The organism is Holzapfeliella sp. JNUCC 72 (assembly GCF_053668685.1).
Map to the genome: position 1 here is coordinate 420,815 of NZ_CM132220.1, position 16,832 is coordinate 437,646.

18 protein-coding genes, 1 tRNA gene and 1 other annotated feature are annotated in these 16,832 nt (G+C 35.1%); of the genes, 15 read left to right on the forward strand and 4 right to left on the reverse strand.

Annotation, left to right across the window (positions count from 1 at the left end; translation table 11 throughout):
• Positions 1–45: 45 nt before the first annotated feature.
• Both JNUCC72_RS02010 and JNUCC72_RS02015 read right to left on the reverse strand, forming a co-directional pair.
• Positions 46–1,017, reverse strand: a complete 972-nt coding sequence (locus tag JNUCC72_RS02010) for an AEC family transporter (RefSeq protein WP_454144377.1) — start codon at positions 1,015–1,017, stop codon at positions 46–48.
• Between the two features lie 26 nt (positions 1,018–1,043).
• On the reverse strand, positions 1,044–2,687 hold the full coding sequence (locus tag JNUCC72_RS02015) for a malolactic enzyme (RefSeq protein WP_454144379.1): 1,644 nt from the start codon (positions 2,685–2,687) through the stop codon (positions 1,044–1,046).
• A 142-nt stretch (positions 2,688–2,829) separates the two neighbouring features.
• Here JNUCC72_RS02015 and JNUCC72_RS02020 point away from each other — a divergent pair, with 142 nt between their 5' ends.
• Positions 2,830–3,708, forward strand: coding sequence for a LysR family transcriptional regulator (locus JNUCC72_RS02020; RefSeq protein ID WP_454144381.1), 879 nt, complete (start codon positions 2,830–2,832; stop codon positions 3,706–3,708).
• A 36-nt stretch (positions 3,709–3,744) separates the two neighbouring features.
• On the opposite strand, the gene JNUCC72_RS02025 is transcribed toward JNUCC72_RS02020, so the two are convergent.
• Positions 3,745–6,126 carry a Xaa-Pro dipeptidyl-peptidase gene (locus JNUCC72_RS02025; protein WP_454144383.1) on the reverse strand — a complete coding sequence of 794 codons (2,382 nt, stop codon included), beginning with the start codon at positions 6,124–6,126 and terminating at the stop codon, positions 3,745–3,747.
• 143 nt (positions 6,127–6,269) lie between these two features.
• Positions 6,270–6,343: transfer RNA gene (locus JNUCC72_RS02030), tRNA-Arg, on the reverse strand.
• 151 nt (positions 6,344–6,494) lie between these two features.
• Positions 6,495–6,567: a sequence feature (ribosomal protein L21 leader region), on the forward strand.
• An 18-nt stretch (positions 6,568–6,585) separates the two neighbouring features.
• Here JNUCC72_RS02030 and rplU point away from each other — a divergent pair.
• From rplU to gmk, 14 genes are all read left to right on the forward strand, one after another.
• Positions 6,586–6,897 carry a 50S ribosomal protein L21 gene (rplU, locus tag JNUCC72_RS02035; RefSeq protein WP_056975169.1) on the forward strand — a complete coding sequence of 104 codons (312 nt, stop codon included), beginning with the start codon at positions 6,586–6,588 and terminating at the stop codon, positions 6,895–6,897.
• Positions 6,898–6,928: 31 nt separating this feature from the next.
• Positions 6,929–7,222, forward strand: a complete 294-nt coding sequence (gene rpmA, locus JNUCC72_RS02040) for a 50S ribosomal protein L27 (RefSeq protein WP_454144385.1) — start codon at positions 6,929–6,931, stop codon at positions 7,220–7,222.
• 49 nt (positions 7,223–7,271) lie between these two features.
• Positions 7,272–8,360 carry a M24 family metallopeptidase gene (locus tag JNUCC72_RS02045; protein WP_454144387.1) on the forward strand — a complete coding sequence of 363 codons (1,089 nt, stop codon included), beginning with the start codon at positions 7,272–7,274 and terminating at the stop codon, positions 8,358–8,360.
• Between the two features lie 62 nt (positions 8,361–8,422).
• Positions 8,423–8,983: an elongation factor P gene (gene efp / locus JNUCC72_RS02050; RefSeq protein WP_454144389.1), complete on the forward strand. Its 561-nt coding sequence runs from the start codon at positions 8,423–8,425 to the stop codon at positions 8,981–8,983.
• Between the two features lie 26 nt (positions 8,984–9,009).
• A complete protein-coding gene (locus tag JNUCC72_RS02055) occupies positions 9,010–9,432 on the forward strand; it encodes an Asp23/Gls24 family envelope stress response protein (RefSeq protein ID WP_339969907.1) in 423 nt (140 codons plus the stop codon).
• A 13-nt stretch (positions 9,433–9,445) separates the two neighbouring features.
• Positions 9,446–9,844, forward strand: a complete 399-nt coding sequence (gene nusB, locus JNUCC72_RS02060) for a transcription antitermination factor NusB (RefSeq protein WP_454144391.1) — start codon at positions 9,446–9,448, stop codon at positions 9,842–9,844.
• Positions 9,845–9,899: 55 nt separating this feature from the next.
• On the forward strand, positions 9,900–10,745 hold the full coding sequence (locus JNUCC72_RS02065; RefSeq protein ID WP_454144393.1) for a bifunctional 5,10-methylenetetrahydrofolate dehydrogenase/5,10-methenyltetrahydrofolate cyclohydrolase: 846 nt from the start codon (positions 9,900–9,902) through the stop codon (positions 10,743–10,745).
• Between the two features lie 2 nt (positions 10,746–10,747).
• Complete coding sequence (xseA, locus tag JNUCC72_RS02070) at positions 10,748–12,103, forward strand: exodeoxyribonuclease VII large subunit (RefSeq protein WP_454144395.1); 1,356 nt, start codon at positions 10,748–10,750, stop codon at positions 12,101–12,103.
• The gene (locus JNUCC72_RS02075; RefSeq protein ID WP_454144397.1) at positions 12,096–12,320 is read left to right on the forward strand and encodes an exodeoxyribonuclease VII small subunit; all 225 of its coding nucleotides are present in this window, start codon (positions 12,096–12,098) and stop codon (positions 12,318–12,320) included. The genes xseA and JNUCC72_RS02075 overlap by 8 nt, the downstream gene beginning before the upstream one ends.
• Before the next feature lie 7 nt (positions 12,321–12,327).
• Positions 12,328–13,173 (forward strand): polyprenyl synthetase family protein, encoded by an 846-nt coding sequence (locus JNUCC72_RS02080; protein WP_454144399.1) that lies wholly within the window; start codon positions 12,328–12,330, stop codon positions 13,171–13,173.
• A 3-nt stretch (positions 13,174–13,176) separates the two neighbouring features.
• Positions 13,177–13,986, forward strand: coding sequence for a TlyA family RNA methyltransferase (locus tag JNUCC72_RS02085; protein ID WP_454144401.1), 810 nt, complete (start codon positions 13,177–13,179; stop codon positions 13,984–13,986).
• Positions 13,987–13,995: 9 nt separating this feature from the next.
• On the forward strand, positions 13,996–14,436 hold the full coding sequence (locus JNUCC72_RS02090; protein WP_454144403.1) for an arginine repressor: 441 nt from the start codon (positions 13,996–13,998) through the stop codon (positions 14,434–14,436).
• 14 nt (positions 14,437–14,450) lie between these two features.
• A complete protein-coding gene (recN, locus tag JNUCC72_RS02095; RefSeq protein ID WP_454144405.1) occupies positions 14,451–16,124 on the forward strand; it encodes a DNA repair protein RecN in 1,674 nt (557 codons plus the stop codon).
• Between the two features lie 87 nt (positions 16,125–16,211).
• Positions 16,212–16,823, forward strand: a complete 612-nt coding sequence (gene gmk, locus JNUCC72_RS02100; protein ID WP_454144407.1) for a guanylate kinase — start codon at positions 16,212–16,214, stop codon at positions 16,821–16,823.
• Positions 16,824–16,832: the final 9 nt, after the last annotated feature.

Consider the following 16,832-nt stretch of genomic DNA (forward strand, 5'->3'; position numbering starts at 1 on the left):
AAAGACATTTGCAAAAGCAAATGTCTTTTTTGTTGCGTTATTAAATTAAATAAATTGAATAATTGACATTAAAATTGGAACAACGATGATAAATAAAACGGTACTTGTTGTCACAATATTAGTTGCATATTTAACATCCCCATGAGCTTCATTAGCCAAGATAGGAAGAACAGCAAGCATAGGTGTTGCTGATTGGACAATTAATGTTTGGGAAGCAAGTGTTGGTAAATCAGCCCCCATACCTTTAACAGCTGTTAATACTAAAATCATAACGATAGGCGAGACAATGAATCTACCGACTAAAGCTGCAGTGGTATCACGGTCAAAACTAATACTTTTTAATCCGGCATCAGCTAAAACAATCCCGATGTAAATTAAGGATAAAGGCGTTACTAAGTTACCAACATAAGTTAATGCGGAACTAACAAATGAAACTTTCATAATTGGAATGTTTAATAGTAAAAAGACAAGAGCCACTAAGAAACCGATTAGAGGCATTGGTAGAACTTTCTTCCAATCAATTTGGCGTTTGGCTTTTTCTTGAAGTTTAGTTGGGTCATCATTTGAAATCAAGAAGACACCAAATGCCCAAGTTGAAACGGTATTGACAATATAGTAGACCAAGAAGAAGGTCATACTTTTATCGCCAAATAGAGCAATGTTCAAAGGTAAACCAATAAATATTGTATTAGCATTAACGATTGCATTGACGAAAACGCCTCGACGTCCGGGACGAACTTTCATGATTTTAGCTAGTGCAAAAGCAATGATATAGCCAATGATTACACTAATAAAAGCATAGACCAGATATAAAGAAAAACTTGATAATTGATCGCGTGATAAGCGACTTAAGACGGAGACAAAGATTGAAGCGGGCAATGCAATATTTTTGATGAATTTTGAAATGGTTCCAGCAAAATTATTGTCGAACCATCCTGAACGTCTAAGAATGTAACCGAGTACCATAATCAAAACGACGACGAGAACGCTTTGAATTGAATTCCATAAAACTGCCATTTTAAAACTACCCCTTAATGTTGAATTTAGTCATTGTTAATATCTTGATATTCAGGTGTCCATTTCATATCAGCTACAGCTTTTTTGACATCTTGAATTGGCTCTTTATTTAGACCTTGGTCAACAATGCTTTGAGCAACAACTTCTGCCAATTTTTGTGAAAATTCTGTAATTTTTGAAACAGGAGGTAAGACAGCTGCACCAGGTTTTGAAGTATCAACAATCCCACCCAAAGCATGACAAGCAGCAGATAATGTTTCTTTGTTAAGTAATTTAGCTGTTGAAGCAATTAATCCAAATCCTAAACCAGGGTACATTAAAGCGTTATTTCCTTGACCTATTTGATAAGAAACGCCGTTATAGTCCACATCTTCTGCAGGAATGCCTGTTGCGACTAATGCACGACCATCTGTCCATTTAATTAGATTTTCGGCAGTTGCTTCAGCTAATTTGGTTGGGTTTGATAATGGGAAAATGATAGGACGTTCAGTGTGATCAGCCATCTCTTTGACGATAGTTTCGGTGAAAGCACCAGGTTGAGTAGAAGTTCCAATCATAATCGTAGGATGTACAGCTTTAACGATAGCTTCCAAGTTAGTTAATTCATCAGCATTAGTGAATTCGCTACGTTTTCTGGTGAATGGTTTTTGAGCTGGCGTTAAATCAGCTGTATCTTCAAATAATAGGCCTTGTTTGTCAACGGCATAGAAGTGTTGTTTAGCTTCTTCTTCAGTTAAACCTTCTTGCATTAATTCGTCCATAATTTGGTTAGCAATTCCCATACCAGCAGTTCCAGCGCCGAATGTTAAGATTTTTTGGTCTTTAATGCTTTCTTTTGAAATATTTAATGCACCTAAAATACCAGCAAGCACAACCATACCAGTTCCTTGAATATCATCATTGAAGGTTGCAATCTTATCTTTGTATTTATCTAAAATAACTTGGGCATTTGAACGACCAAAGTCTTCCCAGTGTAATAGTGATTCGGGAAATAGTTTTTGCTCGGCTTGAACAAATTTGTCAATCGCTTCATAGTAACGGTCGCCTGTGATTCTTTCGTGGCGGTTACCCAAGTATAAGGGGTCGTCTAATAGTTTTTGATTGTTAGTTCCCGCATCAATGCTGACAGGAAGGACTTGTGAAGGGTCGATACCTGCGGCGGCAGTATAAACCATCAATTTACCGATTGCGATGTCAACACCATTAACACCCCAATCACCCATACCAAGAATTCCTTCACTATCTGTTACAACAACTAAGCGAATATCACGGCCACCAGCTGCGTTTCTTAGCGTGTCTTCGATATCGTCAGGTGCATCAACAGAAACAAATGCAGCATTTTGAGGATTTAGGAATAGTTCATTGTATTGTTCAATAGAATCTGCAACTACAGGATCATACACAATAGGCATAAACTCAACAAGATGGTCATCCATTAAACGATAGAATAACGTTCTGTTTTCGTTGAATAGTGTCATCAAGAAAATGCGCTTTTCAAGTGGTGTTGTTTTGCTTTGAAATTGAGCGTAGGCTTGTGTTGTTTGTTGTTCAAGCGTTTGAATTTGGCTAGGAAGTGTACCAGTTAAGCCTAATTTTTGGCGTTCTTCTTTTGTGAAAGCTGTTCCTTTATTTAAAAAAGGATTATTTAAAATAGATTGATTATGTAACATTTTGATGTTCCTTTCGACTATAAGTATTAAATTAAGTACGAGTCTTATCCTAGAACTATCAAAATATTATAGTCAAACTTGTGATATACTATAAATTAATTTTATAGTATCTGTAAAAACACTGTCACAATGGGAGTTAATGATGAACCTTAAACACCTCGCTTATTTTCAAGAAATTATTAATCAAAAAAATTTTTCAAAAGTAGCTGAGAAATTCGAAGTAAGTCAGCCAACAGTAACAACAGCAATCAAAAATCTCGAAAAAGAATTTGGTACAGCTTTGTTGGTACGTGACCGTATTCATAATACGGTTAATCCCACACCAAGTGGGTTACAATTGGCTGAGCATGCAAAAGTGGTCTTACATGAAATCGAAGTAGCTCATCAAGAAATTAATAATCTGACACAAAATAAGATTGTACTAGGATTGCCACCAATCATCGAAAATCACTATTTTCCTAAGATAGGAGCAAGGCTAGCTAAAGAAGGTCTACTTTCAAATGTTCATACGGTTGAAGGTGGATCAATAGCCTTGCGTAATGCAGTAAGAGATGGCAATGTTGATTTGACTTTACTAGGTTCAATTGAGCCTTTGGCTTATCAAAATTTGATAGCTGAAGAGTTTGATCGACAGCCTTTTTGTATTTATGTCTCGAAGTCCCATCCCTTGGCCAATCGAAAAAGAATTTATTTCAACGAGCTACGGCATGATGATTTTGTGTTTTTTGATAGTAATTTTGTTCATAATACAGCTTTCAATAAGTTAAGTCGCCGTAATCATTTTAGGCCTAATATCGTATTTAAATCTAATGACACACATATCTTGATGAAGTTAATTAGTGAGGATGTAGGTGTGGGCTTTTTCACCAAGATAGTTGATTATAATGAGGATGAAGTGACCTGTTTAGAATTGTTAGATCATGAACAGCCTGAATTTATCACGAGTATTGTTTACCGAACAAACTATGTTTTGACACCCAGTCAGCAGCAACTATTGACTATTTTGCATAGTATTTTATAGAAAAAAGCCAGCATAGATGTGCTGGCTTTTTATGATTTATTTAATTGAATAGTCAAACGAGGATTGTGTTAAGTCAACAGTGTAAGTCGTTTTTTCTAAAGGTCGTTTAGTCATGCCGACATCAGTACTATAAATAATCAATCCTAGTTGACTATCTTTTGGTAAATGATAGTAAGTTGGTTGTAATTCAAAGCTTAAGTCATAAAATTCATCAGGGTTAATATCGACTGCTTGTTTACCTTGGTAATTTTGTAAATTAGCATGTCCTTTAGCAATAAGTTTAAAGTCAGTTTCTTGAGGTTGAAGTTTGAATTCTCTCAAAGTTTCATAAGCAAATTGATAACCTAAAGGTTGTGCATTTACTTCAATGATTTGAGGAACAACAGTTAAGCGACGGCGTTTATGGTACTCGACTAGCATTACAGAAATTTGACCCTTATCCATTGAAGAAGAAACGGATAAGTTTATTTTTGGTCGTCCTACCAAGATGCTGTCAGTTTTATTTTGGGGAAGTCTGATTTTAAGTTGTTCAGCCGCTAACTCAGATAATTCACCTTTAATAAATTCAAGTTCCCATTGTTTATCAGTGAGGTTAAGTTGTTTGAAAGTTTGACCGTTGTCGGTGAAATCCTTAATTTTTTCAGAAGCTAACTCAGACAATACTTGAGACTGAGAAGTACCAATTGAGTTATTCCATGTTGTTTCGGCATGCCATACATCTGCTTCAACATTGTCTTGTATTAACACATTAGGCCATTGCTCATCAGCGTTATTTGGAACATTTAGCAGTTCTTCGGATAACCATAAGTTCATCATATTAGTGAAGTCGATAGAGGCAAGGTTATTCATATAAACATGTTCTCCTTGATGAAGGAATAGTTTATGTTTAATAGGAAGTTTTTCTAATTCTTGCCAAAGCTTGTAAACATTTTTAGGTTTAACATTCCAGTCATTAAGGCCATGAACGCCGATGTAAGAACAATTTAGATTTTCAAGTTGATGACGGTAGTTTCTGATTTCCCAGAATTCACTATATTGTCCAGTTGCGCGATCTTGTTGTTCTTGTAAGTAGGCCATTTGTTTATCAAATTTCTCTTGTAATTTGATGGCATGTCCGCTGTCTTTTAAATTACTTTGACAAACAACAGCCAGTGCATCGCAATCTTCACCCTGACAAGCATCAGGGGCAATGACTAATCCGTTTTCGCGGTAATAGTCATACCAACTTGAAATAGCTGCTTCAGAAATAATTGTCTTAAGCCCTTTAACTCCGGTACTAGCAACAGCCGTTGCTAGTGTTCCCAAATAAGATTTACCGGTCATGGCAATATTGTCGTTTGACCAAAATGCAGTCGTTGTTTTGGTTCTTGAAGGGGAAGTATAGGCGATTCTATCTCCTGTAAGCCATTCAATGATTTCTTTAGCACAAGTTGTTTCGCTAGGATCACCAGTGTTTCGTAAGCCATCAGAGCCTCTTGTTCCAAAACCACCGGCATATATATTAGCAAACCCGCGAGCAAAGAAATAATCATTTAGCCGATAGATACGCTGTCTGGTTGCTGTCTCTTCAGCGCGTTGAGCAGGGGATGCATCAGGAGTGATTTTTTCAAATGTATTAATAGAAGCTTCTTTAAAATGAGGTTGATTATCAGCTGTCACTTTAGTTAGGTTTTCATCAACATTATGTAAATCATTCTTGTCATCATTTGTACCACCAAAATAGGGGTTAGCTGTATATAATGAAGGGACTTTTAGTCCAAAGTCAGTTTCTCTAGGTCTAAAAATCGTAACTTGAAGTAAATCTCTTTGATCATCTAAGTCAGTATCAAGGTCACTTTCAACATAAACGACTTCTCTAATCATGTTTTGGGCGTCAAAAACAGGTAATGATTTACCATTAAAGAATAAATGCTGATTAAAGTGAGGGTCTTCAATATATTTCAAGAAGAATCCTTTATCTGCAAGATTATCAATTAATTCATATCCATTTTTAGCACGCGTATTCAATAGTAGATAAAGTGCTTCAATGAAATTAGTTTCATCTATTATATCTGCTTCAATAAACGGTAAGTGATTGTCCGTTAGTAACTTAAAAGGATTTGATAAATCAAAATCTTGCTTGGATTCATAATTAAGTAACTGAAGAGCTAAGACATAAAATTCTGAACTAGTTAAAGTTGTTTGATCTTCGTCTAACCACTGCTTAAGTGTTTTGTGGTTATTGATTGCGAGTAGATTAAATTTGTAGTCAAGTGATTCACTTGAGTTAACTTCAGGGAAGAAGTTGCTAAAAGCAGTGTAGACGTTATTTGAAAACGAGAGCTTATCATAGTTTTTAGATATAAAATCAAGTTGTTCAAGTTCTTCTTGTTGCTGGTTAAGTGGCAGATGTAATCTGGCATATTGGTTATAGTTCATCTAAATCCTCCGTATTATTAAAAAATTAATGATTAACTAATAATAATTTTATCTTTTTTGGTGTTAGATTAAAAGGTTAAAGAATAAGATAAACAAAAAAGACCAACTCATATTGAGTTGGTCTTTTATATGTAGATAATTGATGACACAGGTGAGATTCGAACTCACGACCTACGGTTTAGAAGACCGTTGCTCTATCCAGCTGAGCTACTGTGTCAAAACATTACTTAAACAGTATATCTAGAATCGGCGTATGTGTCAACAAAAAATACAAACTTTTTTCAAATAAATATTTTTGGAATATTTAACCGAATAAATTGACGTTTTATAACTTATTTGATATTATTAGGTAGTTGTATTTGTGTACCTCACATCTGCAACCGCACGCTCAAGGTTTTAAGCCGTTAGGCACCTTGTTTAGTGGCGAGTCTAAGAATATATTTTCAGGAGGTGTACAATATGTACGCAATTATTAATACAGGTGGTAAACAGTACAAAGTCGAAAAAGGCGAAGCTGTTTACGTAGAAAAATTAAACATTGAAGAAGGCCAAAACGTAACATTTGACCAAGTTGTTCTTGTAAACGACGGCAAATCTACAAAAGTTGGTACTCCTTTTGTTGAAGGTGCTAGTGTTGTGGCTAAAGTTGAAAAACAAGGTAAAGAAAAGAAAGTTGTTACTTTCAAATACAAACCTAAAAAACATAGCCATACTAAAAAAGGTCACCGTCAACCTTATACAAAAGTGGTTATCGAAGATATTAAAGCTTAATTTAATTTAATGACTTTGCGAGGTGAAAAAAATGCTAGATCTTAACAATATTAAACTATTTTCTAAACATAAAGGTGGAGGTTCAACTGCTAACGGTCGTGACTCTGCTGGTCGTCGTTTAGGTGCTAAACGTGCTGATGGTCAAACTGTAACAGCTGGCTCAATCTTATTCAGACAACGTGGAACAAAAATCCACCCAGGTCAAAACGTTGGACGTGGTAGTGACGATACTTTATTTGCAAAAATCGAAGGTGTTGCTAAATTCGAACGTCTAGGTAGAGATCGTAAACAAGTTTCAGTTTACCCATTAGAACAAGCTAAATAATAACTTTTAAAAGGCTGAAATTATTCAGCCTTTTTTTATTGGAGGAAATATGAATCTTTATCAAAAAAGAAGAGAACAAATTTACCAAAAACTAAATAAAGAACAAAAACAGGCAGTGCTGTTATTCAATGAAAAAAATATTCGTTATTTAACTGGTTTTACAGGCGACGAAGCCCAACTATTGCTCACTTTACAAGGAGAAGCAGTGTTAATGTCAGATTCAAGATTCATGGGTCAAATTGAAGCTGAAGTTGACAAAGGGGTTAAAGTTTATAATAAAACAAAATCGTTGCTTCAAGAACTAGATACTGTTATAACTAATCAGCATATTAAGCAGTTAGTTATCGAAGGTGATGATATCAGTGCCTCTTTATTTATGGACTTAACCGATGCATTACAGTCTGTCGATGTAAAGTTATGTTATCAATGGGTAGAAAAACTTCAAATGATAAAAGATGAAAAAGAAATTTCTTTAATAAAAAAAGCAATTGAAATTTCAGAAAAAAGTTTAAAAAAAGTAATACCTGAAATCAAACCGGGAATTTCAGAAAAAGAAATTGCTAATTTGTTAGATTTTCAATTAAAACAAGATGGACTATCTGATGTTAGTTTTGAAACAATTGTTGCTTCAGGTTATCGTAGTGCTTGGCCACATGGTGCTGCTAGTGATAAAGTGATTGAAAATAATGAATTAGTAACGATTGACTTTGGGGGTTACTATCAAGGATATACATCAGATATCACAAGAACTTTTGCGGTTGGTGAAGTACCTGATGAGCTTGAAAAGATTTACCACATTGTTTTAGAAGCTAATAGACGTGCTACAGATAAGGCGAGAGTTGGCTGTACAGGACTCGAAGTTGATCGTGCAGCACGTGAGTATATTAAGGAATGTGGCTATGGTGATTATTTTGGACATGGTATTGGACACGGTATTGGATTAAATGTTCATGAATTAACTGATCCAAGACTATCGTTCAAAGATATCACATTACAAAAAGATATGATTATCACAATCGAACCTGGTATTTATGTACCAGGACTAGGCGGCGTTAGGATTGAAGATGATGTGTTGATAACAGATGGTGAACCAGAAGTTCTAACAACATTACCTAAAGCCGAATTAATCAAATTATAATCTTGCACTATACATATTAAAATTGATATTATAAAGTACAAGTAAAAGCGGAGGAAAAATACATGATTTCAGTAAATGATTTAAAAAATGGTTTAACAATTCAATTTGATGGACAATTATGGAAAGTAAACGAGTTCCAACACGTAAAACCTGGTAAAGGTGGCGCATTCGTGCGTACAAAATTACGTAACTTAAGAACAGGTGCTGTTCAAGAAAAAACTTTCCGTTCAAGTGAAAAGGTTGAACGTGCAACAATTGATAACAACGAAATGCAATATTTATACGCTGATGGTGACAAACACGTATTCATGGATACAAAAACATACGAACAAGTTGAATTACCAAACGATGAAATTGTAGAAGAATTAAAATTCATGAAAGAAAACATGGTTGTGAACGTGACAATGTTTGAAAATGAATTATTGGGTGTTGAACTACCTAAAGTAGTCGAATTAACTGTTGCTGAAACAGAACCTGGAATCCGTGGAGATACTTCTTCTGGTGGTTCAAAACCTGCTACAATGGAATCAGGAGCTGTTGTGCAAGTGCCATTCTTCGTTAACGAAGGTGATGTATTGAGTATTAACACAACAGATGGAACATATATTTCTCGCGCAAACTAGTAGATTAGTAAAGTAGAGGTGTCGATATGGCAGAAGATACAGCAATTTTGTTAGCAAAAGATGGATCAGATGATCAGATTAAAGTTAACCTTCACGTACTTGAAATTATTTTGGGAATTGCCGCAACAAAAATAGAAGGCGTTTACCAAATGCGTGGCACTTTTGGCAACAACCTTAATGAGTTATTTGGTCGTATTAATCGTGGTAAAGGTGTTACGATTGAAGTTAACGAACACAATCAGTTAAAAACAGATGTTTACGTTTATTTAAAATATGGTGTTAGCGTCCCACAAGTTGCTTTAACACTTCAAAAAGAGTTAACAGAGCAACTTAAACAAATGACTGATTTGAAACTAGATGAAATTAATATTCATGTTGTTGGTCTTGTTTCTCAAAAACCTGAAAAAATCGACCCCGATGCTTTATTTGACGAGGAAATGACTGATTAAGGGAGAGCCAAATATGAACCAACATGATATCCGTCGAGCAGCACTTCAAGCAAACTTCATTCAATTAAGTAGTGAATTAACAGACGACCAAGCACTTGAAACGGTTAAAGACCATTATTTAAGTGAAGAAGAAACTTTACCTCAATTCTTAGAGTTGTTGGTTAAAGGTGTTGCTTCAAAGAAAGATGAACTAAATCAAGTCATTGATGATCGTTTGAGTGACAAATGGCAATTTAACCGAATTGCTAAAATTAATATTGCAATCTTACAATTAGCATTGTACGAATTACAATACACTGAAACCCCAACGGCTGTTGCTATTAATGAAGCTTTGAATTTAGCTGATGAATTTAGTGACGAAAAATCCAAGAAGTTTATTAATGGATTATTATCAAATTTTAGTAAGCAATAATGAAGAAGCTGGTATATTTTTTGTATACCAGCTTTAAATATAATGGAGGAGAACTATGTTTAAACTGATAAGCGGAAAAGCAATTGCCCAAAAAAGACAAGAAGATTTACGTCTAGAAGTTGAAAGCCTTAAGCAAAAAGGTGTGACCCCCAGTCTACGAGTGATCTTGGTGGGGCATAGTGGTCCTAGTGAAATTTATGTGCGTAACAAAAAACGTCGAGCAGAGGAATTAGGTTTAGATTTCGAGTTAATCAGATTTGATGAAACAGTTACCGAAAAAGAATTAATTGCGTTTATTCAATCATTAAATGAAGACAAAGCAGTTGATGCGATGTTAGTTCAATTACCGCTTCCAAAACATATCGATGAAGACAAAGTTGTCCAAACGGTTTCTCCTTATAAAGACGTAGATGGGTTTAGTCCAATTAATTTCGGTTATTTGTGGCAAAACAACCCCAATGTAATTCCATCAACAGCTGGTGGTATTATGACATTGCTTGAAGAAAGCAATATTTCAACTGCTTCTAAGCATGTTGTTATCGTTGGTCGCAGTAACATCGTTGGTCGTCCATTAGGGGCCTTAATGTTAAACGCTGATGCAACAGTTACCATGGCTCACTCCAAAACAAAAGATTTGAAATCAATTACTAAACAAGCCGATATTCTAATTAGTGCCGTTGGAAAAGCTCACTTTATTACTGCTGATATGGTTAAAAAAGGAGCAACAGTTATAGACGTCGGAATGAACCGTGATGAAAACGATAAGTTGGTAGGGGACGTTGAGTTTGATGAAGTTGCCGAGGTTGCAAGTGCAATGACGCCTGTTCCTGGTGGTGTTGGTCCAATGACAATTTTGACATTAATGGAACAAACTATTGAGATAGCTAAAAAGCGTGTTTAATCATGACAGAACAAAATTATTTAAGCGTTTCACTTTTAACAACCTACCTTAAACGAAAATTCGACTTAGACCCTTACCTAAAAAAAGTTTACCTAACAGGTGAGATTTCAAACTTTCGAATGCGTCCAAATACCCATCAATATTTTTCAATTAAAGACGACCAGTCTAAAATTAATGTGGTTATGTTTAAGTCGGCATTTCAAAAGGTAAAATTCACACCTGAAGAAGGAATGAAAGTTCTCATAGAAGGGCATGTCAGTATTTATCCACCAACAGGTAGTTATCAATTTTATATTGATAAAATGCAACCTGATGGTATTGGCGCACTTTATGCAGCTTATGAACAATTAAAGAAAAAACTTTATAGCGAAGGATTATTCTCAGTTGATAAAAAAGCTATTCCTAAATTTCCTGACAAAATCGCGGTCATCACTAGTCCATCGGGGTCAGTTATTCAAGATATTATAACAACAGTAAAACGTCGTTATCCCAAATGCCAAATTGTCTTATTTCCGGCAATTGTACAAGGTGACAAAGCAAAAGATAGTTTGATTCACGCGATTGAGCAGGTAAAACACAGTCAGCTGAATTTTGATACGATGATAATTGGTCGCGGTGGCGGATCAATTGAAGATTTGTGGCCATTTAATGAGGAGCAAGTTATTCGTCAATTATTTGATTTGGATTTGCCTATCATTAGCTCAGTTGGTCACGAGACGGATACAACATTAAGTGATTTAGTTGCTGATGTACGTGCTGCTACGCCAACCGCTGCAGCTGAAATTGCAACACCTAATCTACCTGATGTTTTAGACTATTTAGCACAAGCTAGAAGCCGTCTTTATCAAACCGTATCTAAAGAGATTATGTATCGTAAACAAGCTCTAGCTAATTTGACAGATAATCCATTCTTAAAAAATCCAAGTCGAATTTATGAGCAACAATTACAATTGGTTGATCAATTATCAAATCGATTAAAGCAAACAACCAACCAAATTTTAAAAACTAAAAACTACCAATTAGAAATTATGAGTCATCAAATTGATGGGCGATTATTGAGTCAACGAATTGAACACTATCAGGCATTAGTCAATAATCAAACCCGACAACTAACTTATAATTTTAAACAGTTACTAAGTCATCAAACAGCACGTGTTCAATATACAATGAATCAATTAGATGCTTTGAGCCCACTAAATACGATGAAACGTGGGTATACTTATACTGCAGATGACCAAGGACAAGTTATAAAATCTGTTGCACAACTTGCTGTAAATCAAACAGTGACTATTCATTATTATGATGGTAGTGCGACAGTGAATGTACGTGATATAAAAAAGGAGAATAAAGATGGCTGAATCGACTAATTTTGAATCCCAGTTACAAGAGTTAGAAACAATTGTCAAAAACTTAGAAAATGCGCAAGTACCTTTAGAAGAAGCGCTTGATCAATTCAAAAAAGGTGTTGAATTAAGCCAATCTCTTCAAAAACAATTAGTCAATGCAGAAGATACTGTTAATAAGCTAATGAATGAAGATGGTCGATTACAAGATTTCAATACAGAAAAGGATTAGAGATACCGTGGAAAAAGTAAGAGAGCTGCAATCAGAGTATTTGTCAGATTTTAATCAGTTTTTGACATCTGAAATTGAGTCTCAAATAGTGGATTCTGATTTTGCAGAAATACTTAATTATTCAATTCAAGCAGGAGGTAAACGAATACGTCCATTGTTTGTTTTTGCAGTATGTCGAATGTTGAATCGTAAAATCGATGAAACGGTCTTCAAAGCTGCGGCAGCAATTGAATGTTTGCATACTTATTCGCTTATTCATGATGATTTACCTGCCATGGATAATGATGATTATCGTCGAGGTCAATTGACTAGCCACAAGAAATTTGGTGAAGCTAATGCTATTTTAGCAGGGGATGCACTATTGACTTTAGGATTACAGTGGTTAGCAGAACTGCCTAATTATGCTGGCGATATTGTCGCTTATGTTAGTCGAGCAATTGGCCCTAACGGAATGGTTTATGGACAGTATTTGGATGTTCTTTCTGAAACAGATCAGTCAATTCAAGATGTTGCTAAAATTCATCATTTAAAGACGAGTCGCTTATTTCAAGCAAGTTTATATACAGGACTTAAGTTGTCTGATGCAACAGCAGAGGAAATTTCAAGTACGTTAGACTTTGGGGATGCTTTTGGATTAGCCTTTCAAATTTTCGATGATTTAGATGATGCGAACCAAGCTGCTTTAGAGGGTCATGATGACGAAGATAAAACAACTTATGTTAGCATTTACGGCATCGATGGTGCACAATCACACTTGGCAGAAGAAATTAGCAAAGCAAAATCAGCTCTTGTTGCTATTCCTGGGCGTGATTACTTATTAGATTTTTTAGATTACTTTGACAGTGGGGAATAATAGTTGAAAAAAAGAGTAGATGTAATTTTAGCAGAACAAGGGTACTTTCCATCTAGACAGCGTGCCCAAAGTGCAATCATGGCGGGAAATGTTTTAGATCACAATCATCAGCGAATTGACAAAGCCGGCGATAAATTTGATGAATCTGAAACTTTTATTTTGAAAAATCACGAAGCTAAGTATGTATCACGAGGTGGCTTTAAGCTCGAAAAAGCACTAAAAGTTTTTAATATCTCATTACAAGATAAAATTTGTTTAGATATTGGTGCTTCAACAGGTGGTTTTACTGATGTGGCATTACAAAATGGTGCACAAAAAGTATACGCTTTAGATGTTGGGTATAATCAACTGGCTTGGTCTTTAAGAGAAGATCCTAGAGTAGTTGTTATGGAAAGACAAAACTTTCGTTATAGTACGCTAGCAGACTTTAATGAAGGACGTCCAACTTTTGCAATGACAGATGTGTCGTTTATTTCATTGAAACTAATCTTGCCACCAATGTATGAGATTTTAGAAGCTAACCATGATGCTGTCTGCTTAATTAAGCCACAGTTTGAAGCTGGTCGCGAAAAAGTTGGTAAAAAAGGAATTATCAAAGATCATAAAGTCCATGCCGAAGTGTTAGACACTATTATTGATTTTTCATTAAAAACTGGTTTTGATGTACTAGATTTAGACTTTTCACCGATTAAAGGTGGCCATGGAAATATTGAATTTTTGATTCATTTACGCAAAAATGAATCAGGATCTGGTCAAAACAAGTGGAATAAGTCTGTACCAGAATTAATGGCATTAGTTGATGAAGGAATTTAAAATAAGACAATGAAAAAAGTACTTAGACAAAACGCGATTTTAGATATTATTAAAAATAATACTGTGCAAAGTCAGCAGGAACTATTGGAGTATTTAAATGAGCGTGGTATTAAGACGACACAAGCCACAATCTCAAGAGATTTTGATGATTTATATATCGACAAAAACCGCCTAACAACCGAAGGCTTTGCCTATAGTCAAAATAAGAAAATGACGCAACTTAAAAAAGATAGACAGTTTTTATCCTTTCCAATAACGGATATTAAGCAAAAACGGGATATGGTTCAATTGCAGACTCATCCCGGGATGGCTGAAGCTTTGGGTGAAGAAATTAAGGCTAAAAATCTTGAAGGGTTATTTTCTGTTATCGAAAATGATGCGTTAGTTTTAATTATTTTTTATTCAGTTAAAGATGCATCAGCCTTTATCAAATATTTGCATCAATTGTAAGAAATGAGGATGCTATGTTAAGTCAATTAGATATTAAAAATTTTGCGATTATTGAAGAAGTTCAAATGACCTTCAATGCGAACATGTCAACCTTAATTGGTGAAACAGGTGCGGGTAAATCTATCATTATTGATGCGCTATCACTATTAATGGGACAACGCGCCTCTTCTGAGATGGTCCGTAGCCAAGCTAGTGAAGCTGTCATTACAGGATTATTTGAGGTTACGCATAATCGAGATAAAATTCAACAATTACTAGATGGTTATAATATCGAATTAGATGATAATCAATTGGTTATTCAAAGACGCATTTCTCAAAAAGGTCGCAATATCATTCGTGTTAATGGCGAGCTCACAACGGTTAGTTTACTGAAAGAGTTGAGCCCATTCTTAGTTAATATTCATGGGCAACATGACCAACAAATTTTGATGAATCAAATGTCACATTTATCATTATTAGATAGCTATGCAAAAGATAAGTTAGCGCAAGTTAAAGAGGCTTATGATACGGCCTTTACAACTTACCAAAAATTATCACGTCAATTAGATAAAATCACAGATAATGCTCAGCAAATGGCTCAGCAAGTTGACATTTTAAACTTTCAAATTAATGAAATTGATGAGCTTGAAATTGATTTGGAAAGTGATCAGAATTTAGAAGAAGAACTTGAAAAGTTATCAAACTTTCAAACAATCAGCGACAAAATTTATCAATTGTTAGCCTACCTTGAATCAGATGATCAAGGACTAATGACCATTATGAACGCTGTTAAATCTGAATCTGATAATTTAACGATTTATGGTACTGAGTTTAAAAATTTAGCACAAACGATTAATGATGCCTATTACTCAATAGATGATGCTAATCATCAGTTGCATACTATTTCAGATAATTTCGACTTTGATGAAGCACATTTTCAATATGTGTCTGAACGTGTCACACAATTATTAAATCTCCAAAAGAAATATGGTCCGACTTTAAATGATGTTTTAGTATTCCATGAAAATGCACAGCAACAACTAGACGAGTTATTTTTCAGTCAAGATGATATTGAAGCTATTAAGCAACAAAAAGAGGCTGTTTTACAAGATGTTAAAAAATATGCCGCACAATTAACCGATATCAGAAGTAAACAAGCCAAGTTGTTAGAACAAGAAGTTAAGCAACAACTCAACGATTTATATATGGATAAAGCCCAGTTTGAGATTCGATTTAGTTTGAATGCTGAATTCGATAAAAACGGACAAGACAGTGCCATTTTTTATATTTCGTCAAATACTGGCGAAAGTTTACAACCGCTACATAAGGTTGCTTCTGGTGGGGAACAATCACGTGTGATTTTAGCGTTGAAAACAATATTTTCACGAGCTGATCAAGTTTCAACTGTTATTTTTGATGAAATTGATACAGGTGTTTCTGGTAGAGTGGCGACTGCTATTGGACATAAGATGAAACAAATCGCTCAAAATCAACAAGTTTTAGTTATCACACACTCACCACAAATTGCAGCATTGTCGGATTATCGCTACTTAATTGAAAAACATGTCGTGAATGAGAGAACGAAGACAATGATTAGCAACTTGAATTTGGATGAGTCTATCACAGCTATTGCAAAAATGATAGCCGGTGATTCCGTGACGAATGCGGCCTTAGAAAATGCCAAAGCCTTATTAGGACTTGCTGAATAGTGGCAATTTCTGTCTTAAGGCTTGAAAAATGTTTGAAACTATTGCATTATTATAGTAATACTTTAAAAATGTTGGGAAGATAAAACGATGTCAAGTAAAGGTTTATTAATTGTCCTATCAGGCCCCTCTGGTGTGGGTAAAGGGACAGTCAGACAAGCGCTTGTTGAAAGCCATGCTTTTGACTTTAAATATTCAGTTTCAATGACCACCAGACAACCTCGTGAAGGTGAAGTTGACGGTGTAGATTACTACTTTAGTGATAAAGCATCTTTTGAAGAAGCAATCGAAAAAGGTGAAATGCTAGAGTACGCACAATACGTTGATAACTATTACGGTACACCACTAAAACCGGTTAATGATATGTTAGAACAAGGGCATGATGTTTTACTTGAAATCGAAGTAAAAGGTGCAATGCAAGTAAGAGACAAGATTCCTGAAGGAGCTTTCATCTTCTTGACACCACCTGATTTGTCTGAATTAAAAAACCGTATCGTCAAACGTGGAACTGACGATTTAGATGTTATTCAAAAGAGAATGACTAAGGCCAAAGAAGAAATTTTGATGATGGAAAGCTATGATTATGCGGTAGTTAATGATGAAGTTGACTTAGCCGTTCAAAAAATCAAATCCATTATTGATGCTGAACATGTTCGAGTTGATCGCGTAATCGATGATTACCGTCAAATGTTAGATAAATAAAAGGAGTAA

What these genes read in the sequence shown, in the direction of transcription:
- JNUCC72_RS02010 (WP_454144377.1), bottom strand. Translation starts at nt 1,017, where the DNA reads ATGGCAGTTTTATGGAATTCAATTCAAAGCGTTCTCGTCGTCGTTTTG.
- JNUCC72_RS02015 (WP_454144379.1), bottom strand. Translation starts at nt 2,687, where the DNA reads ATGTTACATAATCAATCTATTTTAAATAATCCTTTTTTAAATAAAGGA.
- JNUCC72_RS02020 (WP_454144381.1), top strand. Translation starts at nt 2,830, where the DNA reads ATGAACCTTAAACACCTCGCTTATTTTCAAGAAATTATTAATCAAAAA.
- JNUCC72_RS02025 (WP_454144383.1), bottom strand. Translation starts at nt 6,126, where the DNA reads ATGAACTATAACCAATATGCCAGATTACATCTGCCACTTAACCAGCAA.
- rplU (WP_056975169.1), top strand. Translation starts at nt 6,586, where the DNA reads ATGTACGCAATTATTAATACAGGTGGTAAACAGTACAAAGTCGAAAAA.
- rpmA (WP_454144385.1), top strand. Translation starts at nt 6,929, where the DNA reads ATGCTAGATCTTAACAATATTAAACTATTTTCTAAACATAAAGGTGGA.
- JNUCC72_RS02045 (WP_454144387.1), top strand. Translation starts at nt 7,272, where the DNA reads ATGAATCTTTATCAAAAAAGAAGAGAACAAATTTACCAAAAACTAAAT.
- efp (WP_454144389.1), top strand. Translation starts at nt 8,423, where the DNA reads ATGATTTCAGTAAATGATTTAAAAAATGGTTTAACAATTCAATTTGAT.
- JNUCC72_RS02055 (WP_339969907.1), top strand. Translation starts at nt 9,010, where the DNA reads ATGGCAGAAGATACAGCAATTTTGTTAGCAAAAGATGGATCAGATGAT.
- nusB (WP_454144391.1), top strand. Translation starts at nt 9,446, where the DNA reads ATGAACCAACATGATATCCGTCGAGCAGCACTTCAAGCAAACTTCATT.
- JNUCC72_RS02065 (WP_454144393.1), top strand. Translation starts at nt 9,900, where the DNA reads ATGTTTAAACTGATAAGCGGAAAAGCAATTGCCCAAAAAAGACAAGAA.
- xseA (WP_454144395.1), top strand. Translation starts at nt 10,748, where the DNA reads ATGACAGAACAAAATTATTTAAGCGTTTCACTTTTAACAACCTACCTT.
- JNUCC72_RS02075 (WP_454144397.1), top strand. Translation starts at nt 12,096, where the DNA reads ATGGCTGAATCGACTAATTTTGAATCCCAGTTACAAGAGTTAGAAACA.
- JNUCC72_RS02090 (WP_454144403.1), top strand. Translation starts at nt 13,996, where the DNA reads ATGAAAAAAGTACTTAGACAAAACGCGATTTTAGATATTATTAAAAAT.
- recN (WP_454144405.1), top strand. Translation starts at nt 14,451, where the DNA reads ATGTTAAGTCAATTAGATATTAAAAATTTTGCGATTATTGAAGAAGTT.
- gmk (WP_454144407.1), top strand. Translation starts at nt 16,212, where the DNA reads ATGTCAAGTAAAGGTTTATTAATTGTCCTATCAGGCCCCTCTGGTGTG.